We start from the raw sequence: 24,982 nt of genomic DNA, 5'->3' as shown, positions 1-24,982 counted from the left end.
AAAATAAAATTCACTAAAACTTATATACTTTCACATCATTATTTTAGACTTGTGTAAAAAATCCAATTATATTAACTAAAAGAAGTTGTTATAATTCTTTAACCCAATAATTTTATGAAATGAAAAATAAAAGGCGAAGACAACAGCTTGATAGAAGTTGTTGTCTTCGCCTTTAATAGCAATTTACTCGTAAACACGGTTTTTCTTATCGTAAATATTACGCAATTCTATATATAATGGAACGAGTTCATTTTTTGTATACGGAAAATCCAATTGGAACAATGGAATATTTGGTTTTTCCTTTCTTAGTAGGGAAGAAGAACTGATGATCAAATCATAATCATCCTTCAATGACACATCGTATGGTTCAGCATCAATGAAGCGCAAGTCCTCAAGAAAACGATACAGGTCGCGAACGAAAATCGCATTGTGCTCTAATGCAACCCCTACTTTTAGGTTGTGTGCGTAAGGAAATTGATTAAAGTAAGGCAATAACAAGCGTTTAAAGGCTCGTGTAATCATCGGATGAACCGAACTGATAAAGCTGTAGGATGGATTTTCCTTCGTCATTTGCATGAAATTTTGAATGTTTTGGAATAAAATATATTCGCCTCGGGTTTGCTTAGCATTTGGATCTAAGACCAGCTCAATCATGCTTGGGAATGGCTGGCGGAAAATAAAGTAACCAAAGGTGATGTTCAACATATTCGAAACAACCAATGGATCATCCATTATTTCAGGTCGATCCGGGAATAAAACTTTTTTAGCAAAGTTTTGAAACTCTGTTACGAAATCATTTACTGGATTTGGCCGTGTATCAAAATCATGGATGGTTTGTTTCATACTTTGATCATCACGAATCGTATAAAATGGTGAATAGTGAGCCAAGAAATAAATGAAACTGGATTCGCCCTTCAATTGGCGAGTCGTCATTGGCACATCGACTAAATCACGTAATGATGTGAAATCATAATACGGATTGTCCTTCATCAAGAAATTGTATCGTGGATCATATTTAGCAAATTTCTTATTTTTTACCCGTACCATATTAATGCTAGTAAATAATTTGATTTCTTGAGTACCGAAGTAAGTACGTGATAACGGGAAATAGTCTTTATAGGTATCAATGATTTTAGTTAATTGATGCTTGTCGACATCCACTGGACATTCAATTCCACGAGTTCCTAGCCATAAAAGATCAAACAAGGCTAAACGAATCAAGCGTTCATCGCCGGACATACCGGCCTCTGTATATGTAAAGCGAATATTGAAGCGTTTCAGGTGCTTTTTCAATTTATCGATTTTCCGAGAAACTGTGGAACGACTCACAAAATACTTTTCACAAAATTGTTCGATTGTTGGATTGTCTTCATTTAAGAAGTATAGGATGAACTGAAACGGTACAGCTTGCTGCAATAAGTGATAACGATATTCATCAACGGTGACATTGAGATTTTCTAGATTCAGCTTGCCGGCTCGCATCATGATTGTTTCGTGATCCGGACGTATTTCTGCTAATTCTTGGTCTATTTCATTCAATTCAATGACGCTTTGCTGATAATTTAAATCTAAATCTTCTGACAATTGACTGATTGCTAAAATCTTTTTGGTAGATTGGTTTAAGTATTTAAAGATATTAAAACGCAAGAGGAGCGACGCATCAAACATAAGTTCCTCATATAACATCTGTTTTCCTCCTTTATTAAATTCGGTCATTAATCTGAATTTTTTTAAGCATATTTCTTCTTTATTGTACTTTATTTGCCAAAACCTGTCAGTTATTAACCAATAAAAAGTGAGTAATATCATATAGAGAAAAACAATTTTCATGCTATTCTAAGAAAGAAGGTGAAAAAATGACAAAGTCGCGTTTAGAAGCATTTACAGACGGGGTCGTTGCAATTGTTTTGACCGTCTTGGTTTTAGATATTCAGATACCAGACGCGCCATCACTAGCTTCCTTGTTGAGCATTACCAATACTTTGTTCGCCTATGTTGTTAGCTTCGTTTTTGTTGCGGTCATTTGGGTGAACCACCACCGGATGATGCAAATGGCTGAAAAAATAAATTATCGTGTCATTTGGGCAAATATTTTTTGGTTATTTTGGCTAACTTTGTGCCCGGCAGTTACTAGTTGGGTAGGTCGGAATCCTGACTATTTTTGGCCAGAATTTTCTTATGTAGCAGTTTTCACGATGTGGAGCTTTTCGTATGGTGTATTATCAAGGCAGTTGATTAAAGCTAACAATCCTACCAGTCACGTGGCGACTGTTTTAAAAAGAGATCAGCGAAGCAAACTATCGATGGTGATCAATTTAGCTGTTTTAGCAGGTGTTTTTATTTTTCCGCCAATCGGAATCTTTGGTCGTTTTTTGGTTTCCGGTATTTGGGTTGTTTCTTATCGTAAAGCAGATGAATACTACCAAAAGGTATTCGGACAAAAAAATCGCGACAGAAGCTGAAAACTTCTGCCGCTTTTTTTATGCTTGCGGATGTAAGACCCGATGTAAGAATTCTTTGGTTCGCGCCTCTTTGGGATTACCGAAAATGTCTTCAGGTGCTCCTTGTTCAGCGATCACTCCTTGGTCCATGAAGATGACGCGATCAGAAACTTCTTTGGCAAAGGCCATTTCATGAGTGACAATGACCATCGTCAGGCCGCTTTCTGCTAATTTTTTCATAATCTGTAAAACATCCCCGACCATTTCTGGATCAAGGGCAGAAGTTGGTTCGTCGAAGAGCATGACTTCCGGATTCATTGATAAAGCACGAGCAATTGCAACTCGTTGTTTTTGACCACCTGATAATTGTGCAGGTTTTGCATCGACAAATCGATCCATGCCTACTTTTTCCAAGTTTTCCAACGCGATTTTTTTTGCTTCCTCTTCTTTGCGACCAAGAACCGTCACTTGACCGCTCATACAGTTCTGCAAAACGTTCATGTTATTGAAGAGATTGAAAGATTGAAACACCATTCCCAGATGAGTGCGGTATTTTGGCAAGTTGTATCCAGGTGTTAAAACATTTTCCCCCCGATACATGATTTTTCCATCTGTGGGTGTTTCTAATAAATTAATACAACGCAGGAAAGTCGATTTTCCTGATCCAGACGCGCCGATAATGGTCACGACTTCTCCTTTATTGACATTCATGCTGATATCTTTTAAGACGAGGTTATCGCCGAAGCTTTTTTTCAAATGTTCGATTTCAATGATACTACTCATAATGATCCTCCTTTAAACTATTTATCTTCGCCAACGGCTACATCAACATCATCTAAACGGACATAGGCTGAAGGGCCATCCATTTTCTTCTCAACTACTCGTAGAATACGAGTTGCCGTGAAGGTCAATACGAAGTAGATTACACAAATGATGAAGTAGGTCTGGAAGAACATGTAGTTTGTTCCAGCAGCAGACTTCCCTTGGAAGAACAGTTCAGAAACAGAAATGATACTTAAAACAGAGGTATCTTTAATATTGATTACTAATTCATTCCCAGTCGCTGGTAAAATGTTCCGTAATACTTGCGGTAAGACTACTTTGCGCATCGTTTGTCCATGTGTCATTCCAATAGCGTGTGCAGCTTCAAACTGTCCTTGATCGACAGCGTAGATTCCGCCACGAACGATTTCTGACATGTAAGCACCGGTGTTGATTGAAACGATGAACAAAGCAGCAGCAGTCCGATTTAAGTCAATTCCAAAGGCCATAGCGATTCCGTAATAGATTACGGCTGATTGAACGATCATTGGTGTGCCGCGGAAAATTTCGATGTAAGCGTTTAGTAACCAGCCAACAACTTTCTGCAATCCACGTTTTGCGGAGTTATCTGATTCAGGAATCGTCCGGAAGACTCCGATTAGTAAGCCGATCAAAGTCCCAACGGTTGTCCCTACGATTGCAAGTAGTAAGGTCATCCCTGTACCGCGTAGGAACATGGAGCCATTTTGCTTTAAGATACGAACAAATACATTTTCCTTTTTACCAGAAGAACTTTGTGTTTCATCAGAAGCAGGTTGGTCTTTGATCGCTTGGTCCATGATTTCAACACGTTCGTCCTGTGAAATGCCGGTCAGTGTTTGATTGACTTGCGCCATATCAGGATCACCTTTGCGCATCCCAACAGAAACTTGAACATCTTCTGGATTGGTTTGGAAACCATTTGCCTTATCGAATTCTACCATCTTCAAATCTGGATTGACGCTTTCAGCAGTCACGCCTTCAGGTCGTTCGCTGACGTAACCATCAATGGTGCCGGATTCTAAAGCGACTCGCATTGCTGGAAAGTTATCCATAGCTTCCTGTTTTTTTACATCCGGAATTTGTGGAATAACATCATAATGGAATGTACTTAATTGTGCGGTGACCTTTGCGCCAGCAAAATCTTTAATTGACGTCGCTTTAGCATATTTAGTGTCTTTGCGCGTGACGATGACTAATTGTGATTCATAATAAGGATCAGAAAAGTCGACTTCTTTGCGTCGTTCAGCCGTTGGAGACATCCCGGCGATGATGGCATCAATTTTACCTGATTGAAGAGCTGGTAATAGACCGTCCCATTCGGTTTTGACTACGACTAATTTCCGATTCATTTTATCAGCGATTTTTTTCGCCATTTGTACGTCATAGCCGCCAGCATAGGCTTTATCGCCTTGAATCTGCACGGCGCCATTCCGATCATCCTTTTGTGTCCAGTTGAAAGGGGCGTATCCAGCTTCCATGCCGACCCGTAATTCTCCTTCAGGTGTCTTTTCGTCTGCCCGAGTGACTAATGGGGCTCCTAGAAATGAAATAAATAATGCGATGAGTGCGATAACTGAAAATTTTCTTCTATTCATAATTTCTCCCTTTCTTGAAATCACGAGATTGGGTAGGGCTGTCTTTGAAAATCTGCAACAAAAAAAGCCGCCGATTCGTGTATAAGGCCGCTTGCAGATAATAAGAAGATGATGTTCCCTCTCACAAAAACATAGCGCAACTTAGCATCACTGCTAAGACAGTCCGCAAGTTATTCGCTTGCGTCCCAACATACAAAATAAAGAGAATTTTGTACATTTCGGCGAAACTTCCTAGACCTATTTCAACGTGTCTCTACACTCCATAGGGTTAATAAGGTTCGCGACCTCTACCTCATTGTTCTGAGGCATCTCGTATTCAGTTATTATGTTTCACAGTCTAAAGGCTAGGAATGAAAAAGTCAATGGAAATCATTTGGAATGAACAAAAAAGTTGAATGATTTTTTTAAATTGAATCATTCGATTTGTTCAAAAAGACAAAGAAATCTAATAAAGAATAATTCTAAGAATAAAAGAACAATTTTTTTGTTTTGATAAAACCTCTTTGTTTAGCTTACTAATAAAGATAATGTTGACTGGTAGATGATACTGCAGATCACGGACAAAAACTCCTAGTTATTCAGATGAGTCCTTTTTATTTTCTTTTACATTTATACTATACTGATTCTTGAGGTGACAAAAATGGAGATCACAGTTGATCAAGCGGTAAAAAAGATTCAGGAAAATAGAAAAATTACGTTTTTAACGGGAGCGGGTGTTTCAACGCCTTCTGGGGTTCCAGATTATCGTTCGTTACAAGGTGTTTATCATGGGCTTGAAGCACCGGAATACTTATTAAGCAAGGAGTGTTTAATTCGTGAACCAGAAAAATTTTATCAATTTGTTAAACACTTATACCACGAAGAAGCACGTCCAAATAGTATTCATCAGGGGATGGCGCAGATGGAAAAAACGAAGGATGTCTGGGTGGTCTCGCAAAATATCGACGGTCTACACACGGCTGCAGGAAGCCAACAGTTGGTGAATTTTCATGGCTCGCTTTACGATTGCTATTGCCGCAAGTGTCAGCGGTCAGTGGCGTGGCAGGATTATCTGCAAAGCGATCATCATAAAAATTGTGGGGGACAAATTCGTCCAAATATTGTTTTATATGGTGAAGGCTTTGAAGAGTCAGTGATCCAGCAAGCAATTGATGCTGTAAAAAATGCCGAGCTTGTCGTGATTGTAGGAACAAGCTTTCAAGTTCATCCGTTTTGTGATTTAATTTATGAAAAAAGTAAAGGCGTAGAGGTAGTAGTAATCAATCAAACGCCAATTCAATTAGCCGGTGAGTATTATTTCGTCCAGACGAATGGGACGGCGGTTTTTGATAAAGTATAGCGATTTTATTTGTTGATGACCAACAACGATTTATGATCAATTAGGAGGGAACTGTGTGGAGTTAACGGAAAAGGAAAAAATGATTGCTGGCAAATTATATTTTGCAGGCGATCCTGAATTAGTAGCAGATCGAAAAGATGCCCGCTTAAAATTACATGCGATCAATCAAGAATCAGATAGAGAGAAACGTGAAGAATTCGTGAAAGAGGCATTTGGCGGGACGAAGAATCATGTATATGTAGAACCGACAATCTCTTTTGATTATGGCTACAATATATTTGTTGGCGAGAATTTCTATTGCAATTTTCATAATGTCTTTTTAGATATCTGTCCGATTACGATTGGGGATAATTGTATGTTCGGCCCAAATGTTCAATTATATACAGCAAGTCATCCGTTAGAACCAGGGAAACGGAACAGTGGACAAGAGTTGGGCAAGCCGATCACGATTGGCGATAATGTCTGGATCGGCGGCTCGGCTGTAGTGACGCCTGGAGTAACGTTGGGTAATAACGTGGTTGTAGCGGCTGGGGCAGTGGTGACAAAATCTTTTCCAGACAATGTGGTAATTGGGGGAAATCCGGCGCGAATCATCAAAACGATCGAAGAGGAAAATAAGGATGATGCCCTGACTAATGCACGAAAAAAAATTGATCGGATTGATCAAGAAATCGTAGCACTTTTAGAGAAACGAATGTCAGCCGTTAGTGAGGTGACTGCGTATAAAGCTGAAACAAAGAAGGCCGTTTTAGATACTAGTCGTGAAGAGGCAGTTTTACAAAAGGTTTCTGACTTAGTGAAGGATGAAAAGTACCGTCAGACAATTGTTGAAACCTTCAAAGACATTATGAAACAGTCAAGAAACTATCAAGAAGGGCGGTTGAAATAGCATGATCGACGGTGAAAGACGTAAAGCCGAGATTTTAGAAGCACTGCAGCAAGCTGAAAAGCCCATCAGCGCAACGAGTTTTGCGAAAGAATTTGGGGTTAGTCGTCAGATCGTAGTCGGCGATGTGGCCTTATTACGAGCCGCTGGTGAGAACATCATCGCTACTGCTCGTGGCTATTTGTTAGAACGTGAATCAGAAAAATTAATCAGTAAAATCGCCGTCCAGCATTCTCCAGAACAGACAGCAGAAGAGTTGCAGACGATCGTTGCAAACGGCGGTGAAGTAATTGATGTGGTAGTTGAGCATCCATTGTATGGGGAGTTGGTCGGCGGTCTGCATTTGGCAACGCAGCAAGATGTCGATGCATTCGTTGCAGAAGCTGAACGACTAAAAGTCACTCTTTTGTCTGAGTTGACCGCAGGTATTCATCTACATACCATCGCATATGAATCATTAGAGAATTTAAACGAAATTAAACAAGCACTTTCAGATAAGGGCATTTTATATGAAGAAAACCGTCACGCGTAAACGTGACGGTTTTTGTCAGTAAAACGAACTAGCTGCTACTCGATAACTAAAACACCATCTTTTAAGTGTAATGGATTTTTTTCATCAATATGGTCATAGAACATGACGCCATTGATATGGTCAATCTCGTGTTGGACCACGATCGCATTATAGTTTTTCAAACGAATCTTATGTTTTTCACCTTCTGCGTCAAAATATGAAACAGTAATACGTGCGGCACGAACAACATAGCCAGGTACTTCGCGATCAACAGACAGACAGCCTTCACCTTCACCTAAGCAGGCTTCTTGAACTGAGTGGCTCAAAATTTTAGGATTATACATTACCGTGCTAATACCATTTTCCGGTTTTTCAGGATCAACGCTAGGAACATGAACTGCGATGATCCGTTTTGAGATATCTAATTGGGGAGCTGCTAAGCCCACACCGCCGCGTAGATTTAATTCTTCTGCCTTTACGGGATCTTGACTATTTTTTAAAAATTGTAGCATTTCTTTTCCAAGCTCCACATCTTCAGCAGTTGGAGGAATCGGGACTTCTTTGGCAACTGCCCGTAAGGTCGGATGACCTTCCCGAATGATATCATCCATTGTGATCATTAAAAAATCTCCTCTCAAGACATAATTTCATCACGTTAGTTTAACACAAAAAGTAAGTAAGGTAAAAAAACTGTTTTCTTGAATATGCTTCTTTAAAAAAATTGTAATGATTCTAGAAATCCGCTTTAAATTGCTATACAGCTTGATTTTTTAATGCAAATCGAGTAAAGTGTTAGAGTGTGCATAGCGCACCACCTATCACTTGGTTGGGCGATTCACCAACGCTCTACTCAGTCGTAGGAAGAAAAAAGGAAGAGGTGAAAACCATGGCATTATCAAAAGAACGTAAAAACGAAATCATCAATGACTTTGCTCGCCATGAAGGAGATACTGGTTCTCCAGAAGTACAAATCGCTGTATTAACGGAAGAAATCAATCAACTAAATGAGCATGCACGTGTCCACAAAAAAGACCACCATTCATACCGCGGTCTAATGAAAAAAGTTGGTCATCGTCGTAACTTGTTAGCTTACCTACGTAAGAACGAAGTACAACGTTACCGTGAATTAATCCAACGTCTAGGACTACGTCGTTAATTCGTACTACTATTAAAGTGAGGTTCCTAGGAATCTCACTTTTTTTGACAGTTAGGCTTTTCGCAGTAGCGAAAGTTTGAGTTCTAGCAATTGTTTTATGCACTGTATTGAACAGGCAGTTTAGCCTAATGTTATGCGTACGAAAACCAACTGAATTTTTACGTTAGAAAAATTCATACAGTAGTAATGAGCTAGCTGCTAATTAAACTTTCCCCAGTTTGCAAAGTTTGATTATAGTAAATTTAGCAGAGACAATCCTGAGCTTGACTCAGAAAAAATAAAAACCTTTGATTGGCGTGTTGTCACCCTACTAACCAAATGCAAGAAGCGAAGTTTTTCGCTGTTTCCATTTGTTTAGTAGCGTCGCACTGGTCAAAGGGAAAAGGAGAAGTTATGTCAGAAAAACAAGTTTTCAAAACCACTTGGGGCGGACGCCCTCTGCAAGTTGAAATCGGTCAACTTGCCAAACAAGCCAACGGCGCAGTTTTAGTTCGCTATGGCGACACAGTTGTATTGAGTGCAGCGGTTGCCTCAAAGGAAGCAAAAGATACCGACTTTTTCCCATTAACCATCAACTATGAAGAAAAAATGTATGCAGTGGGTAAAATCCCTGGCGGTTTTATCAAACGTGAAGGTCGTCCAAGTACAGACGCAACCTTGACTGCCCGTTTAATTGACCGTCCGATTCGTCCGATGTTTGCAGATGGATTCCGTAATGAAGTCCAAGTAACGAACTTTGTGATGAGTGTAGAACAGGATTGCTCTCCAGCAATGGCAGCGATGTTTGGTTCTTCATTGGCTTTAGCCATTTCAGATATTCCGTTTGACGGACCAATCGCTGGTGTCGATGTGGGTCGTGTGAATGGTGAATATGTACTGAATCCGACTGTCGAACAACATGCAGAATCAGATATTGATTTAACAGTTGCTGGGACTAAACAAGCCATCAACATGGTAGAGTCTGGTGCTAAAGAAGTTTCTGAAGAAGATATGCTTGGTGCACTATTATTCGGATTTGATGCAATCAAAGAAATGGTTGCTTTCCAATCTGAGATCGTAGCTGCAGTCGGCAAAGAAAAAATGGAAGTTTCTTTATTACAAGTTGATCCTGAACTGAAAAAAGAAATTTTTGACGGCTATTATCAAACAATGAAAACAGCTGTAATGACAATGGATAAATTGGCACGTGAAGACGAGATCGAAAAAGTCAAAGAAACTGTCAAAGAAGTTTACGCTGAAAAATTTGCGGATCATGAAGATGAAGCGCAATTAACAAAAGAAGTAAAACAAATCGCGGAAGATCTTGAAAAAGATGTCGTTCGTGAATTGATTACCATCGACAAAATTCGTCCGGATGGTCGTAAATTAGATGAAATCCGTCCATTGGCTGCTGAAACGGGTATTTTACCACGGGTTCATGGTTCAGGCTTATTCACACGGGGACAAACGCAAGCATTGTCTGCTTGTACTTTGGCACCATTAGGCGAACATCAAATTATTGATGGTTTAGGAACCGTTGAAAGCAAACGATTCATCCATCATTACAACTTCCCACAATTCTCTGTCGGTTCAACTGGACGTGCAGGCTCGCCTGGTCGTCGTGAAATCGGTCACGGAGCATTAGGAGAACGTGCATTGGCACAAATTATCCCAAGTGAAGAAGATTTCCCTTATACAATCCGTCTAGTAGCGGAAGTATTGGAATCAAATGGTTCTTCATCTCAAGCAAGTATCTGTGCAGGTACGTTGGCATTGATGGATGCTGGTGTGCCAATTAAAGCACCAGTTGCCGGAATTGCAATGGGTCTTGTATCTGATGGTGAAAACTATACGATTTTGACTGATATCCAAGGGCTTGAAGACCACCTTGGCGACATGGACTTTAAAGTTGCCGGAACAAAAGATGGAATTACTGCTTTACAAATGGATATTAAGATTCAAGGGATAACAGAACAAATCCTTTCTGAAGCCTTGATTCAAGCAAAACAAGCGCGGATGGAAATTCTAGAAGTCTTAACTGATACGATTGCTGCGCCACGTGAAGAGTTAAGCCCATACGCACCGAAGATTGAAATGATCCAAATCGATCCAGATAAGATCAAAACAGTTATCGGTAAAGGTGGCGACACAATCAACGGCATCATCGAAGAGACTGGCGTGAAGATCGATATCGATCAAGACGGTAATGTAAGTATCGCTTCTTCTGATGCAGACATGATCAAAAAAGCGATTAAGATCATCGAAGAGTTGACAAAAGAAGTCAAAGTCGGCGAAGTTTACTTAGGTAAAGTCGTTCGAATCGAAAAATTCGGTGCTTTCGTGAACTTGATTAAGGGTAAAGATGCTTTAGTTCACATTTCACAAATTGCTAATGAACGTGTGAATAAAGTAGAAGATGTCTTGAAATTAGGAGACGAAGTGCTCGTTAAAGTGACGGAAATTGATCGTCAAGGTCGTGTAAATGCTTCTCGCAAAGCCTTATTGAAGGAAGAAGAAAGCAAAAAAGCAGAAAAATAGTGTGACCATTGAGGTTATTCTTTGACAATTCTCTCTGGAAACTAGATAATACGGATAAGTTTTAGGGGAGTAGCGACATAGAGAAGACTCTATGCTTTTAGATCAACAACTAGTGCGCAGCGCTGGTCTAAGAGATAATTTGCCAGACCTAAACAATAGTGAGAGCTGTTGTTTAGGTCTTTTTTGCGAGTTCCACTTCCTGCCAAGCAGGTCGGTGGAATCATATCAAGCTATTTCTTTTAATATTGAAAGAGTTAAATTTAGTTATACAGAACTAGCTGTAAGTTCTACTCTAAAGCTTATCTGCCTATTAGTATTAGTGAAGCGACCATAAAACTTTTTAAATGAAAATCAATACCGATTCAGCGAGTGGCTGTAACAGGAGTGTGTAAAATGGAAAAAAAGAAGGATCATATCAAAAAGCTTTCAGCGGCAGGACTGTTGATTGCAATGGGAGTCGTGTACGGCGATATCGGAACGAGCCCATTATATGTGATGAAAGCCATTTTAGAGGAAAATGGTGGATTGAGCACGGTAACTAAAGATTTTGTGCTAGGTGCGGTCTCATTAGTTTTTTGGACTGTTATGCTTTTAACAACGGTCAAATATGTGTTGATTGCCTTAAGAGCGGATAACCATGGCGAGGGGGGGATTTTCTCTTTATATACATTGGTCCGTAAAGGTGGGAAATATTTGATTGTTCCAGCTATGATCGGTGGTGCCGCACTGTTGGCTGATGGCGTATTGACACCTGCTGTAACGGTAACGACAGCTATTGAAGGTCTGCGAGGGATTCCCGATTTTTACCAGAAGTTTGGGAACAATCAAAATATTATTGTAATTATTACGTTAGTCATTTTGCTTTTCCTATTTTTAATCCAACGTTTTGGGACGGATTTTGTTGGGAAAGCTTTTGGTCCAATCATGTTTTTGTGGTTCACCTTTTTAGGTCTGATGGGTATTTTAAACATCCCGTATGATTTTAGTGTAATTAAAGCGTTGAATCCTTATTATGCGATCCATCTATTATTCAACCCTGATAATAAGATGGGAATCTTTATCTTAGGAAGTATTTTCTTAGCAACGACTGGTGCCGAAGCCTTATATTCTGACATGGGACACGTTGGAAAGAAAAATATCCATTTTAGCTGGCCGTACGTTTTACTTTGTTTAATGTTAAATTACGCGGGACAAGCGGCATGGATTTTACATGCACAAGGCAATGCTTCAATTGAAGCATTTGAAAATTTAAATCCTTTTTTCCAAATTTTACCTGATGGTTGGATGATCTTTGGTGTTGTCTTTGCGACTATCGCTGCCGTCATTGCTTCGCAGGCTTTGATTTCCGGGTCATTCACACTAGTGTCTGAGGCAATCAAACTGAAACTGTTGCCTCGAATGCGAATTATTTATCCAGGGAAAAGTATTGGACAAATGTATATTCCGGCAATCAATATGATCTTATGGGCAGCTTGTTCATTGATCGTTTTGACTTTTCGTACATCGAGTCATATGGAAGCAGCTTATGGTCTATCAATTACGGTCACAATGTTAATGACGACCTTCTTGTTGTATCATTACTTATTACAAAATGGAACATCGCGTATTTTAGCAGGATTGATGTTACTCTTTTTTGGTATTTTGGAAGGCTTCTTCTTTATATCCAGCGTCACCAAGTTTTTCCATGGAGGTTTTGTGGCGGTGGCAATGGCACTGCTGATATTAAGTGTGATGTATATCTGGCATCGCAGTAATCGAGTTCAGGAAAATGCCAGTCAAGATGTCTATTTCAAAGACTATCTGCCACAATTACAAGAGCTTCATGACGACGATAGGATTCCCTATTATCAAACCAATGTTGTCTTTTTAGTCCCACGATTAGAAGGCGATGCAATCCCGCAGCAATTTATTTATTCGATTTTGGATAAACGATTAAAACGGGCAAAAGTATACTGGTTTGTAAATGTAGAAGTAACAGATGAACCATATACAGAAGAATATAGTATTGATATGATGGGAACTGATTTTATTGTAAAGGTTAAATTGTATCTAGGTTTTCGAATCGCTCAGGATGTAAACGTCTATTTGCGTCAAATTATTCATGATTTGATGAAACAAGGCCGTTTGCCTAAACAACCGCAGCATTACTCGTTAACTCCTGGACGTCAGGTAGGGGATTTTCGTTTTGTCATGATTCAGGAAGAATTATCAAATACCACTAGAATTGACAAATGGGATCGACAAGTCATGCAAGCTCGTTTAGCAATCAAACGCCATACAGTTACGCCTGAACGCTGGTTCGGAATTGAATATAGTGAAGTCACTTATGAAACCGTGCCATTAATTGTTGGTGAAACGAAAAAAACATGGCTGAAAGAACGAAAAGAATAGCCAGTTCCCCAGTGAACGCATAAAACGGTAATTTAGATCATCTATTTACGAGTTTCGTTCAAAAAATTTATTCAAATGAAGAGTTTTTGGCTGAAATAGAAGCCAAAAGCTCTTTTCTTTTCATTTGAAATGAGTTAAATTAAGATTAAAAAAAGATGAAGGCGAGGTCTGGGAGATGGAAATGACAATTTCAGGATTACGAGAAAGGCTGCAAGAAGCCGATGAAAAACAATTAAGTGAATTAATCTGTCAGATATATAAACATTCGGAAGTTGCTCAACAAATCGTAGACTCACGCTTTTTAGGTGATGATTATGGAATGCGATTCGCTGAAACCACCAAGAAAAAAATAGAACAAGCATTTTTTCCACACGGTAAAATTGATCGATCTTTGACACAGGCTAAAGAGCTGCTGCGGCACTTTCGTAAAAGTTGCCAAAATCAGCGGGCCTTGATCGAGGTTGAATTGTTCTTTGTTGAATGCGGACTAGATTTCATTGGTATTTTTGGAGAATCAGATGAGGGGATGAAAGAATTGCTGATTACGAACTATGCCTCAGCAGTAGCGCGGATTTTAGAGGATGATTCGCAAATTTATTTTCACCACTATTTTGCTAAATGTAACCAGATCGTTGATGCTGCTAGAGGTTTTACGTCAGCATTTTCGCAGGATATGCTGGATATATATCAACAGTTAGCAAAAAAGTGAGGTCTAGGCCTCACTTTTTATGTCTAATTGTAAATTTTGCTCTTGGTCCAACTTTCTCAAATGGCGCATTGCTTTAAAGTAGGAAGTCAACAAGACAGCAGTTGATCCCATCCAAGCCAATGGTGAAGCAAAAGCTGCTCCAGCAAAACCAAAAGAGTGTGTCAAAATAATAGCAGCGAAGGAACGCATAACAAGTTCCATGATCCCGGCAATTGTCGGGATTTTTGCTTGCCCTAATCCTTGCAGAGTGTAACGAAGGATAAACAATATCGCTAAGACCCAATACAAAGAACCGTTAATAATGAAATAGGTTTGTGTCAGTTGAAATACATGTACTTCGCTGGGATTAACAAAGAGAGCGACAAAATAATGCCCACAGGTAATCACTAAAATACCAACAAAAATACTGAATATACCACTCATCATCAAACACTGTTTAACACCAAGTAAAATTCGTCCGTACTCTTTTGCTCCAAAGTTTTGAGCAGTAAAGGTTGTCATAGTAATTCCGAACGACATCATTGGTAAAATTGCAAGTTGATCAATTCGACTTGCAGTAGTTTGTGCGGCAACGACATCTGTTCCTAACGTATTCAATGCAGATTGCAAAATGACAGCGCCGATTGCAATGATTGATGATTGGAAACCTATCGGTAAAGCTGAGTTCAAATGTACACGAAACTCTTCTTTATTAAGAGAAAAATGTTTGCGATTGATTTGTAATAGAGGGATTTTTCTCCGGATGAACCATACACACATCAAACTTGCCGCAACTTGAGCGATCACCGTCGCATAACCCGCACCGGCTACTCCCATATGGAAATAAATAATGAAGACTAGATCTAAGACAACGTTAATTACTACCGCAAAGGCTAAGAAGAAAAGCGGTGTACGACTATCGCCTAAAGCCCGTACCATATTTGACAAAAGATTAAAAGCCATTGACGCGAAAATCCCGCCCAAAAGAATTGAGATAAAATCTTGTGCTTGATCTAACAACTCTGGAGGAGTCTGCATAAGCAGTAGCAATGGACGTAAGAATAGTAGACTTAACGTCGTCAAAACAACTGTAACACCGAGACTAATCAAAATCGAAGCAGCGAAACTTTTTCGCACGCCTTGGGCATCTTTGGCACCGAAACGCTGAGCTGTAATAATAGAGAGACCAGAAGTTAAACCTTGTGCAAAACCAATAATCAAAAAACTGACACTACTAGTAGCTCCAACTGCGGCTAAAGCATCTTTACCTAACGTTTGACCTACCACGATCATATCAACCATACTGTAAAATTGCTGAAAAACATTTCCTACAAACAAAGGCAGAGCGAATAAAATAATCAGTTTTGCTGGATTTCCTCGTGTTAATTCTTTCATCTTTTTCCCGCTTTCTAATAAAATTTTCTGATTGATATTACCACAAAATTTTCTGAAAGCAAGTCCCTTGGATAAAAAGTTAAGAAAAAAGAGACAACCCTTAAGAAAAGGCTGTCTCAGAAATTAACGTTGTCGGATTTCGTGAGGTAGAAGGATTGTCTGACGACTACCATCATCGTAGGCATAAACTTCTTGAGGGAAGTCATTCGAATAGCCAAATGGGAGATCAATGCCCATTTCAACACTGCTGCCTTCTTGAGAGAAGTGCATCGTAACGCGACCGTCATTATTGATCAGGTCAAAACTTAAGATATTGTCTAATGGGATCAAACCCTTTAAATCTAGGTCAATGATATACCAGATACTATCAATCAGCTCGCCAGGCAAGCTGGATACCACACCGACAGAGGCATAACGACTTTTTTTAGAATCAAATGTTTCAAACATAGATTTTCCTCCTTTAGTTGGAATCACTTACTTAAAGTATGAGTAAGCCTTGTAGTGACTTATTGTAATTCTTTTTTTGAGAAAAAACCAATTATTGCACCTAGTCTATAAGAAAAAGTAAAAAATTCTAAATTTTTAAGGGAAGAAACCAGACTTTTGCAGTTAAAAAAAGATGACCGGCTAGGAAAGCGGGCCATCTCATTAAATTTTATTCTTCTGATGATTCACCGATGACTTCTGGTTCAGCACCTTCAGCAGCGGTATCTTCTTCAGGAAGCTCTTGTGCTTCTTGAACAGCAACGATTTGTTCTTCTGCGTCAGTGACGATCGTGTAATCATCATTCTTAGGTAGATCACCAACAGAGATAGATTGACCGATTTCTAATCCAGAGATATCGACATCAATGCCTTCTGGTAATTTTTCTGGTGTTGCAGAAACAGTTGCTGTGTATAACGTTTGAGTTAATACACCGCCGGCTTTCACGCCAACAGATTCACCAACTAAGTTGATTTCTGTTTCAGCTTCAGTTTGTTCTGACAAGTTCACAGATACTAATTCAATATGTGTCAAACGATGAGTAAAGGTGTCAACTTGTGTGTCGCGCAATAGCGTATTCACTTTCTTTCCACCGATTTCAAGGGTGAAAACAGTGTTTGCTCCATTTTCACGTAACAATGCTGAAAACTCACGTTCGTCGATTGAGATAGGTGTACTTTCAACCTTGTATCCATTAACGACTGCAGGAACTTTTCCTTCGTGACGTAATTTGTTGCGAATGGAACGGGGACGAGTTGCTCTTTCTTCTACTTTCAATGATACTGCCATAACCAAATTCCTCCTTAAAATGTGACTGCCTGTGGTTTATCAGACAGGTTTTATTTAAGTGACGGGTTATTCTCAGCACAATGGCTTTGCGAAAAAAACGCAAAAAGACAGTCGTCTACACAACTGTCCAAAAAAAGTCTACGTTCAACTTTCTCTACCAGGTCGTAACGCTGTGTATGAGAAACCTTTGACACCGGAGTGTCGATTCACTTAATCATACGAATCTCTGACTCGTATAATTAAATTTTAGGGCTTATCTAATCAAAATGCAAGTATAAACTCTGTTGACAATTCAAATAAGGAGTTTTTTAGTAGTTCTTAAATACTATATTGACAGAAATAAGTGTAGAAATTTGCTATTAAATTTAAGTAGATTTTTTTGCTTTCGAAAGTGAATAAAATCATAAAGAGAGAGTTTGTGGGTTTTGTCTCTTTTTGAAATTCGGTATAATGAGTCCGACAGAGTTGAAGGAGTTTTATCATGCGATTAGACAAAGTAATAGAGCAGAACTTAAAAACAACGCGAAAAGAAATGAAACGTTTATTTCTAATGAAAAAGGTCTTAATCGACGGCGAAGTTGAGCTGAATCCGCAACGAAACGTCGATAGTCAACTCCATGAAATTCAAGTAGATCGACAGAAGTTGCAAACAAATCATGTGTATTACTTATTGAATAAACCAGCCGGTGTCGTAACAGCGAAAAGGGATACTAAATTTCAAACAGCGACAGAACTGGTGAAAAAAGAAGAGCGTCCAGCAGATTTATATCCAGTAGGTCGCTTGGATCGTGATACGACCGGGTTGTTGTTATTGACTGACAATGGTCAACTAGGTTACGATCTCTTACAGCCAGGTGCTAAAGTTCCAAAGACGTATCGTGCGACAATCAACGATACAGTGACGTTAGAGGACGTGTTGGCTTTTGAAAAAGGAATTGTTTTTCACGGAGGAATTCGTTGTGAACCTGCGCGCTTAGAGATTTTACAATCTGATCCAGACCAGTCGGAAGTTTTACTTACGATCAAAGAAGGAAAATTTCATCAAGTCAAAAAAATGTTTTTGGCTTGTGGGAAAAAAGTTACGAGCTTGACCCGTATAGCGATGGGACCATTAGTTTTGCCAGCAAATTTAGCAGTAGGGAATTACCGTTCGTTAACATTGGCAGAGCTTAAACAATTAAAATCATATTTTAGATAGAAGGTTTGAAGATGGGATACGAGACAATTTTATTTGATATCGACGATACGTTGCTGGATTTTAAGGCAGCAGAAGAACAAGCATTAAGTCAATTGTTTCAAGATATGGGAGTGGAGCCTTCTTTATCTGTGAAGAACAATTACAAAAAAATGAACCAAGGTTTTTGGCGCGATCATGAAGCAGGCTTGCTATCACGCCAAGAACTACTAGATAATCGCTTCCGCCTATTTTTTGAACAATATGAACGAGAAGTTGATGGGCCAAAAACAGAGGCGCGTTATCGCTACTATTTGAATCAAGGACATCAGTTGATTTCAAACAGCCTAGAAGTTGTAGAAAGTCTGAGTCAGAAAAAAGATCTTTATGTAGTAACAAATGGTGTGTCTGTAACCCAGCATCAGCGTCTAAAAAAATCAGGACTCGCACCTTATTTCAAAAAATTCTTTATCTCTGAAGAAATGGGTGTTCATAAACCAATGAAAGAATTTTTCGACATCGTTTTTGCAGAAATTCCTCGATTCGATAAAGAAAAAACCGTGATTATCGGTGACTCCTTAACGTCAGATATTAAGGGCGGACAGGTTGCTGGGATCGATACTATTTGGATGAATCCTCATGAAATTGAAACGAAAGAAATCAAACCAACGTTTCAGATTAAAAAATTAACGGACCTCTATCAGATTTTAGAAGATTTTTAAGTTTTATATAGCAATTTGACGTTGTTTCGCTATAATAGGACTAATGAAAAACGAAAGAGGTTTTACTTGCATGAAAAATAAGCCGATCATTATTGGTGTAACGGGCGGTTCAGGTAGTGGAAAAACTAGTGTAAGCCGTGCGATCTACAATCGGTTTCCTGATCATTCGATTATGATGTTGGAGCACGATTCTTATTACAAAGACCAAAGCGATATCAGCTTTGAAGAACGATTAAAGACAAATTACGATCATCCTTTTGCGTTTGATACAGATTTATTGATTGAACATTTAAAGGATTTAACAAAGTATCAATCAGTGGAAGTGCCAATATATGATTATGTGGCACATACACGCAGCGATGAAGTTTATGTGCAGGAGCCTAAAGAAGTCATTATATTGGAAGGAATTCTGATTTTAGAAGATGAGCGTTTGCGCGATTTAATGGATATTAAAATTTATGTGGATACAGACGATGATATTCGGATTATTCGCCGAATTAAACGCGACATGAATGAGCGTGGAAGAACATTGGAATCGGTTATTGATCAATATTTGACAGTAGTGAAGCCGATGTATCATCAATTTATCGAACCAACAAAACGTTATGCGGATATAATCGTGCCAGAAGGCGGCGAAAATCACGTAGCGATCGATTTGATTGCAACTAAAGTAGCAAGCTTTTTGAATCATGAGTAAAAAGAGCAAAGCAGAAATTTTCTGCCTTGCTCTTTTTACGTATTTGTTATGCGGCCGAGAAGACTCGAACTTCCACGGTATTGCTACCACTAGCGCCTGAAGCTAGCGCGTCTGCCAATTCCGCCACGACCGCAAAGAAATTACTTATTTATTTTAGCACAAAAATTTTTTTGTGCCAGAGATAATCTTGATAAGTCGTAGAAAAAATCCCGACTCGCCATTGAGCCGGGAGAAATTTTTATAAGTAGTATTTTTTAGCTACTGTTAAGTCATCGTTCAAGTCATAAACAAGTGGTTGACCTGTTGGGATTTCTAAGTCCATGATATCTTCATCAGAAATGCCTTCGATGTGTTTAGCTAATGCACGTAAAGAGTTACCGTGCGCAGCAACTAAAACAGTTTTTCCATCTTTCAAAGCAGGAGCAATTTCATCTTGCCAGAAAGGTAACGCACGTTCCAAAGTAACTTTCAAGTTTTCGCCACCAGGGATATCGCGAGGGTCTAACATAGAGTAACGACGATCTTGAGCTGCTGAACCTTCGTCAGTTGCTTCCATCAATGGAGGTAATACGTCGTATGAACGGCGCCAGATGTGAACTTGTTCGTCACCGTATTTTTCAGCGGTTTCTTTTTTGTTCAATCCTTGTAATTTACCATAATGACGTTCGTTTAAGCGCCAAGATTTTACAGTTGGTACCCAAAGCTGGTCAGATTCTTCAAGAATATAGTTACAAGTTTTGATTGCACGAGTTAAAACAGATGTATAAGCTACATCGAATTCAATTCCTGCTTCTTTGATTTTACGTCCGCCTTCTTTTGCTTCTTCGACACCTTCTGGAGCCAAATCAACGTCTGCCCAGCCTGTAAATTGGTTCAATTTGTTCCATTCACTTAAGCCGTGGCGAGAAAAAACTAATTTTGGCATAACATTCTCTCCTTTTGAAATTTCTGAAATTTTCAATTCCTGATTCATTGTACAATGTTTCTGCCGTGATTTCCATTAAATTGAGTGTGTTTTTTATCAAATCACAAGCTTTACAAGGATTTTTTACTATTTCTTTGGAACTTCCAAAATTTGGGGTCCATCTGGTTTTCCGACGATCACACGTGAAATCATATCAATAAACAATCCATGTTCAACTACTCCGACGCACGTATCCAGCTCTGCTGCTAAGGCATGAGGGTCCTCGATAACCTCTAAATGTAGATCGATGATATAATGTCCGCCATCTGTTGTTAAAAGTTCGTTGGAGTCAGTCATTCGCCATGTCGGTTTGTATCCTTTTGATTCAAATAAACGGAAGACATTGTGACTACCAAAGGGCACAACTTCGACTGGTAAAGGAAAGTTTCCTAATTTGTTGACCATCTTACTTTCGTCTACGATCCAAATGCAGTCTTTTGAATAGGTCGCTACTACTTTTTCGAAGAGCAGTGCAGCGCCTCCGCCTTTGACTCCTTGGAAATCATCACTGATTTCATCTGCACCATCAATAGTAAGATCGACTGACTCCACGTCATCGATTGCTTTTAACGGAATTCCTAATTCTTTTGCTTGCTCCTCTGTTTTAGAAGAAGTCACGACCCCTGTGATCTTCAAACCTTCTTCATTTACTCGGCGACCAAGTTCTTTCACTAAATAGTAGGCTGTTGATCCAGTTCCTAATCCAACAGTCATTCCATCTTTGACAAATTTTGCTGCTTCGATCCCAACTAACTCTTTCAAATTCATTGAAAAATCCCACCTTCTGCTAAGTTACGTCCATTGTAATCGCAAAAAAAGAAAAAAGATAGCCTTTACAGTAAAAAAGACCAAAAAAGTGAATGCGTTTTATATCTGGTTAATTCAATGGCTAAATGTCTATTTTGTTGAATAAGCTTTTTCTTACTTTTAAATCTATTTGACACATAAAAAATTAGGATACCAAAAAGAAGAAAAAACTCTAAATAGTTTGTTGACACTGAAAATCAATCATGGTATGCTATCAAAGGTGCTTTGTGAACAGGTCTCTCGACTGAGACGTGCTGACTGTGTCGAAGTACGCTTGATAGAGAATGCAGGGATGCATTATTTTTTATCGCTGAAAAAGAACCACCAGGATGTGTGGTACTAGAAAGCGGATCGAGGAAGGAGGAAACAAGGAATGCCTACAATTAATCAATTAGTACGTAAACCTCGTAAATCAAAGGTGGAAAAATCAAATTCACCAGCATTGAACAAAGGATATAACAGCTTTAAAAAAGCTCAAACAAACGTGAACTCACCACAAAAACGTGGAGTTTGTACACGTGTGGGGACTATGACACCTAAGAAACCCAACTCAGCATTGCGTAAATATGCTCGTGTTCGTTTGTCAAACTTGATCGAAGTAACAGCTTATATTCCAGGTATCGGCCATAACCTACAAGAACATAGTGTTGTTCTATTACGTGGTGGTCGTGTAAAAGACTTACCAGGGGTACGTTACCATATCGTTCGTGGCGCACTAGATACTGCCGGTGTTAACGACCGTAAACAAAGCCGTTCTAAATACGGTACTAAGAAACCTAAAGCTTAATCAAACGAATAGATAAGACATATTTTCGGAAGGAGGAGTTACGTATGACTCGTAAAGGAACGATTGCAAAACGTGATGTTTTGCCAGATCCTATGTATAACTCTAAGTTAGTAACTCGTTTAATCAACCGTGTAATGGTTGACGGCAAACGTGGTACTGCTTCAAATATCGTATACAGTGCTTTTAGCACTATTAAAGAATCAACAGGGAATGATCCGTTGGAAGTTTTTGAACAAGCAATGGAAAACATCATGCCTGTATTAGAAGTTAAAGCTCGCCGTGTTGGGGGTTCTAACTATCAAGTTCCCGTTGAAGTGCGTCCAGAGCGTCGTACTACTTTAGGCTTACGTTGGGTTGTGAATTTCGCACGTTTACGCGGCGAACACACAATGGAAGAACGTTTGGCAAAAGAAATCATGGATGCTGCTAACAACACTGGCGCTTCTGTGAAAAAACGCGAAGATACACACAAAATGGCGGAAGCCAACCGTGCATTTGCTCATTATCGTTGGTAAGATTTTTTCTGCTGACGAAGGTCAACAGATGTCTGGCCAAACAACATTTATTTAATATAAGAGAGGAGCAAACAAAGAAATGGCAAGAGAATTTTCTCTAGATAATACTCGTAATATCGGGATCATGGCTCACGTTGACGCTGGTAAAACAACAACAACAGAGCGTGTCTTATACTACACTGGTAAAATCCATAAAATTGGAGAAACCCACGAAGGCGCTTCTCAAATGGACTGGATGGAACAAGAACAAGAACGTGGTATCACGATCACTTCTGCCGCTACTACAGCGCAATGGAAAGGTCACCGCGTAAACATCATTGATACCCCAGGACACGTGGACTTCACAATCGAAGTTCAACGTTCATTACGTGTACTTGACGGTGCAGTAACTGTGTTGGACTCACAATCAGGTGTAGAACCACAAACAGAAACTGTTTGGCGTCAAGCAACAGAATACGGCGTTCCACGTATCGTATTCTGTAACAAAATGGACAAAATCGGTGCGGACTTCCTTTACTCAGTAAGCACTTTACACGATCGTTTGCAAGCGAATGCTCATCCAATCCAATTACCAATTGGTGCGGAAGATGATTTCACTGGAATCATTGACTTAGTCAAAATGAAAGCTGAAATCTATACAAACGATTTAGGTACGGAAATTCAAGAAACTGAAATTCCTGCTGAATATCAAGAACAAGCTGAAGAATGGCGTGAAAAATTAGTTGAGGCAGTCGCTGATACTGATGAAGACCTAATGATGAAATTCTTGGAAGGTGAAGAAATCACTGAAGAAGAATTGAAAGCAGGTATCCGTAACGCAACTCTAGCAGTAGACTTCTACCCAGTACTATGTGGTTCAGCTTTCAAGAATAAAGGTGTTCAATTGATGTTGGATGCAGTCATTGACTATCTTCCAGCACCAACTGATGTACCTGCGATCAAAGGTTTCAACCCTAAAACTGATGAAGAAACTGAACGTCCAGCTGACGATTCAGCACCATTCTCATCACTAGCGTTTAAAGTAATGACTGACCCATTCGTAGGTCGTCTAACTTTCTTCCGTGTTTACTCAGGTGTGTTAAACTCTGGTTCATACGTGTTGAATGCTTCTAAAGGCAAACGCGAACGTATCGGACGTATCCTACAAATGCATGCGAACACTCGTAAAGAAATCGAAACGGTTTACTCAGGTGATATCGCTGCTGCTGTTGGTTTGAAAGATACAACAACTGGGGATACTTTATGTGATGAAAAATCACCAGTTATCCTTGAATCAATCGAATTTCCTGATCCAGTTATCGAAGTCGCTGTTGAACCTAAATCAAAAGCTGACCAAGATAAAATGGGCGTTGCTCTACAAAAACTTGCTGAAGAAGATCCTTCATTCCGCGTTGAAACAAACGTTGAAACAGGTGAAACTGTTATCGCTGGTATGGGTGAACTTCACTTAGACGTATTGGTTGACCGTATGCGTCGTGAGTTTAAAGTAGACGCTAACGTTGGGGCGCCTCAAGTATCTTACCGCGAAACATTCCGTGCTGCTACTAATGCAGAAGGGAAGTTTGTACGTCAGTCTGGTGGTAAAGGTCAATACGGTCACGTATGGATCGAATTTACACCAAACGAAGAAGGAAAAGGCTTCGAATTCGAAAATGCGATTGTCGGTGGTGTGGTTCCTCGTGAATACATCCCAGCAGTTGAAAAAGGATTAGAAGATGCAATGGCAAACGGTGTATTAGCTGGCTACCCATTAGTTGACATTAAAGCGAAGCTTTATGATGGTTCATACCATGATGTCGATTCAAATGAAACGGCCTTCCGTGTAGCTGCGTCTATGGCGCTCCGTGCTGCTGCGAAGAAAGCTAGTCCATCAATCCTTGAACCAATGATGAAAGTTACAATCACTGTTCCAGAAGATTACTTAGGTGATGTTATGGGTCACGTAACTGCTCGTCGTGGACGTGTTGAAGGTATGGAAGCGCATGGTAATGCACAAATCGTTAACGCAATCGTGCCGTTAGCTGAAATGTTTGGTTATGCTACAACGCTTCGTTCTTCTACTCAAGGACGCGGAACATTCATGATGGTCTTTGATCACTATGAAGATGTACCGAAATCAGTTCAAGAAGAAATCATTAAGAAAAATGGCGGTAAAGCTGAATAATTCTTAAAAGTCAATTGATTTTTGACTGCTTTTTCCAAAAGAACTGTATTTTTAACAACGTTTCATGTAAAATAATTAACTGATGATATGGGCTCGCATTGCTTTTGCAGTGCGGACCTATCAGATAAAAAACTAAACTCATTTACTTAGGAGGAA

The 24,982-nt window shown here is 39.4% G+C and carries 23 protein-coding genes, 1 tRNA gene and 1 riboswitch; of the genes, 14 read left to right on the top strand and 10 right to left on the bottom strand.

Features of this window, described 5'->3' with window-relative positions; genetic code table 11:
- Positions 1–183: 183 nt before the first annotated feature.
- Complete coding sequence (locus KQI58_RS02530) at positions 184–1,686, bottom strand: helix-turn-helix domain-containing protein (protein WP_216406177.1); 1,503 nt, start codon at positions 1,684–1,686, stop codon at positions 184–186.
- A gap of 170 nt (positions 1,687–1,856) precedes the next feature.
- Here KQI58_RS02530 and KQI58_RS02525 point away from each other — a divergent pair, with 170 nt between their 5' ends.
- Positions 1,857–2,462 carry a TMEM175 family protein gene (locus KQI58_RS02525; protein ID WP_216406175.1) on the top strand — a complete coding sequence of 202 codons (606 nt, stop codon included), beginning with the start codon at positions 1,857–1,859 and terminating at the stop codon, positions 2,460–2,462.
- 18 nt (positions 2,463–2,480) lie between these two features.
- Here the strand turns inward: KQI58_RS02525 and KQI58_RS02520 are convergent, their stop codons facing one another.
- Together KQI58_RS02520 and KQI58_RS02515 are read right to left on the bottom strand one after the other, a co-directional pair.
- Positions 2,481–3,224 carry an amino acid ABC transporter ATP-binding protein gene (locus KQI58_RS02520; RefSeq protein ID WP_216406173.1) on the bottom strand — a complete coding sequence of 248 codons (744 nt, stop codon included), beginning with the start codon at positions 3,222–3,224 and terminating at the stop codon, positions 2,481–2,483.
- A 17-nt stretch (positions 3,225–3,241) separates the two neighbouring features.
- On the bottom strand, positions 3,242–4,840 hold the full coding sequence (locus tag KQI58_RS02515) for an ABC transporter permease subunit (RefSeq protein WP_216406171.1): 1,599 nt from the start codon (positions 4,838–4,840) through the stop codon (positions 3,242–3,244).
- A 124-nt stretch (positions 4,841–4,964) separates the two neighbouring features.
- Positions 4,965–5,138: riboswitch (Lysine riboswitch) on the bottom strand.
- A 342-nt stretch (positions 5,139–5,480) separates the two neighbouring features.
- Here KQI58_RS02515 and KQI58_RS02510 point away from each other — a divergent pair.
- From KQI58_RS02510 to KQI58_RS02500, 3 genes are read left to right on the top strand one after another with little or no spacing between them, the layout of a single operon-like run.
- Complete coding sequence (locus tag KQI58_RS02510) at positions 5,481–6,179, top strand: NAD-dependent protein deacylase (RefSeq protein WP_216406169.1); 699 nt, start codon at positions 5,481–5,483, stop codon at positions 6,177–6,179.
- Between the two features lie 55 nt (positions 6,180–6,234).
- Positions 6,235–7,068, top strand: coding sequence for a chorismate mutase (locus KQI58_RS02505; RefSeq protein ID WP_367397907.1), 834 nt, complete (start codon positions 6,235–6,237; stop codon positions 7,066–7,068).
- Between the two features lies 1 nt (position 7,069).
- Entirely contained in the window at positions 7,070–7,597 is a 528-nt protein-coding gene (locus KQI58_RS02500) for a transcription repressor NadR (protein ID WP_216406167.1), read from the top strand.
- A 35-nt stretch (positions 7,598–7,632) separates the two neighbouring features.
- On the opposite strand, the gene def is transcribed toward KQI58_RS02500, so the two are convergent.
- Positions 7,633–8,196 (bottom strand): peptide deformylase, encoded by a 564-nt coding sequence (gene def, locus KQI58_RS02495; RefSeq protein WP_216406165.1) that lies wholly within the window; start codon positions 8,194–8,196, stop codon positions 7,633–7,635.
- A 266-nt stretch (positions 8,197–8,462) separates the two neighbouring features.
- Here def and rpsO point away from each other — a divergent pair, with 266 nt between their 5' ends.
- From rpsO to KQI58_RS02475, 4 genes are all read left to right on the top strand, one after another.
- A complete protein-coding gene (gene rpsO / locus KQI58_RS02490) occupies positions 8,463–8,732 on the top strand; it encodes a 30S ribosomal protein S15 (RefSeq protein WP_010742732.1) in 270 nt (89 codons plus the stop codon).
- Between the two features lie 393 nt (positions 8,733–9,125).
- A complete protein-coding gene (gene pnp / locus KQI58_RS02485; protein ID WP_216406163.1) occupies positions 9,126–11,249 on the top strand; it encodes a polyribonucleotide nucleotidyltransferase in 2,124 nt (707 codons plus the stop codon).
- A 393-nt stretch (positions 11,250–11,642) separates the two neighbouring features.
- The gene (locus KQI58_RS02480) at positions 11,643–13,640 is read left to right on the top strand and encodes a KUP/HAK/KT family potassium transporter (protein WP_216406161.1); all 1,998 of its coding nucleotides are present in this window, start codon (positions 11,643–11,645) and stop codon (positions 13,638–13,640) included.
- A gap of 175 nt (positions 13,641–13,815) precedes the next feature.
- Entirely contained in the window at positions 13,816–14,349 is a 534-nt protein-coding gene (locus KQI58_RS02475) for a hypothetical protein (protein ID WP_216406159.1), read from the top strand.
- Positions 14,350–14,352: 3 nt separating this feature from the next.
- On the opposite strand, the gene KQI58_RS02470 is transcribed toward KQI58_RS02475, so the two are convergent.
- From KQI58_RS02470 to KQI58_RS02460, 3 genes are all read right to left on the bottom strand, one after another.
- Positions 14,353–15,723: an MATE family efflux transporter gene (locus KQI58_RS02470; protein ID WP_216406157.1), complete on the bottom strand. Its 1,371-nt coding sequence runs from the start codon at positions 15,721–15,723 to the stop codon at positions 14,353–14,355.
- A 123-nt stretch (positions 15,724–15,846) separates the two neighbouring features.
- Entirely contained in the window at positions 15,847–16,170 is a 324-nt protein-coding gene (locus KQI58_RS02465; RefSeq protein WP_016179461.1) for a DUF960 domain-containing protein, read from the bottom strand.
- 208 nt (positions 16,171–16,378) lie between these two features.
- Positions 16,379–16,996: a 50S ribosomal protein L25/general stress protein Ctc gene (locus tag KQI58_RS02460; protein WP_216406155.1), complete on the bottom strand. Its 618-nt coding sequence runs from the start codon at positions 16,994–16,996 to the stop codon at positions 16,379–16,381.
- 481 nt (positions 16,997–17,477) lie between these two features.
- Between KQI58_RS02460 and KQI58_RS02455 the strand changes: the two genes are divergently transcribed.
- The 3 genes from KQI58_RS02455 (at position 17,478) to udk (ending at position 19,589) form a co-directional block, all read left to right on the top strand.
- Positions 17,478–18,194, top strand: a complete 717-nt coding sequence (locus KQI58_RS02455; protein ID WP_216406153.1) for a 16S rRNA pseudouridine(516) synthase — start codon at positions 17,478–17,480, stop codon at positions 18,192–18,194.
- A gap of 11 nt (positions 18,195–18,205) precedes the next feature.
- A complete protein-coding gene (locus tag KQI58_RS02450) occupies positions 18,206–18,892 on the top strand; it encodes a YjjG family noncanonical pyrimidine nucleotidase (RefSeq protein WP_216406150.1) in 687 nt (228 codons plus the stop codon).
- 70 nt (positions 18,893–18,962) lie between these two features.
- Positions 18,963–19,589, top strand: a complete 627-nt coding sequence (gene udk, locus KQI58_RS02445) for a uridine kinase (protein ID WP_216406148.1) — start codon at positions 18,963–18,965, stop codon at positions 19,587–19,589.
- A gap of 49 nt (positions 19,590–19,638) precedes the next feature.
- On the opposite strand, the gene KQI58_RS02440 is transcribed toward udk, so the two are convergent.
- From KQI58_RS02440 to rpiA, 3 genes are all read right to left on the bottom strand, one after another.
- Positions 19,639–19,722: transfer RNA gene (locus KQI58_RS02440), tRNA-Leu, on the bottom strand.
- 105 nt (positions 19,723–19,827) lie between these two features.
- Positions 19,828–20,514: a 2,3-diphosphoglycerate-dependent phosphoglycerate mutase gene (locus tag KQI58_RS02435; protein WP_016179466.1), complete on the bottom strand. Its 687-nt coding sequence runs from the start codon at positions 20,512–20,514 to the stop codon at positions 19,828–19,830.
- 126 nt (positions 20,515–20,640) lie between these two features.
- Entirely contained in the window at positions 20,641–21,321 is a 681-nt protein-coding gene (rpiA, locus tag KQI58_RS02430; protein WP_216406146.1) for a ribose-5-phosphate isomerase RpiA, read from the bottom strand.
- Positions 21,322–21,733: 412 nt separating this feature from the next.
- On the opposite strand from rpiA, the gene rpsL reads away from it, so the two are divergent.
- From rpsL to fusA, 3 genes are all read left to right on the top strand, one after another.
- Positions 21,734–22,147: a 30S ribosomal protein S12 gene (rpsL, locus tag KQI58_RS02425; protein ID WP_010742744.1), complete on the top strand. Its 414-nt coding sequence runs from the start codon at positions 21,734–21,736 to the stop codon at positions 22,145–22,147.
- A gap of 44 nt (positions 22,148–22,191) precedes the next feature.
- Positions 22,192–22,662, top strand: a complete 471-nt coding sequence (rpsG, locus tag KQI58_RS02420) for a 30S ribosomal protein S7 (protein ID WP_216406144.1) — start codon at positions 22,192–22,194, stop codon at positions 22,660–22,662.
- Between the two features lie 79 nt (positions 22,663–22,741).
- Complete coding sequence (fusA, locus tag KQI58_RS02415) at positions 22,742–24,826, top strand: elongation factor G (protein ID WP_216406142.1); 2,085 nt, start codon at positions 22,742–22,744, stop codon at positions 24,824–24,826.
- Positions 24,827–24,982 lie beyond the last annotated feature (156 nt).

This window comes from Enterococcus raffinosus (assembly GCF_018917525.1).
In the GTDB taxonomy this organism is placed as follows: domain Bacteria; phylum Bacillota; class Bacilli; order Lactobacillales; family Enterococcaceae; genus Enterococcus_A; species Enterococcus_A raffinosus_A.
The sequence above is the reverse complement of the archived record's forward strand: the minus strand, read 5'-3'. Positions and strand labels throughout refer to the sequence as shown.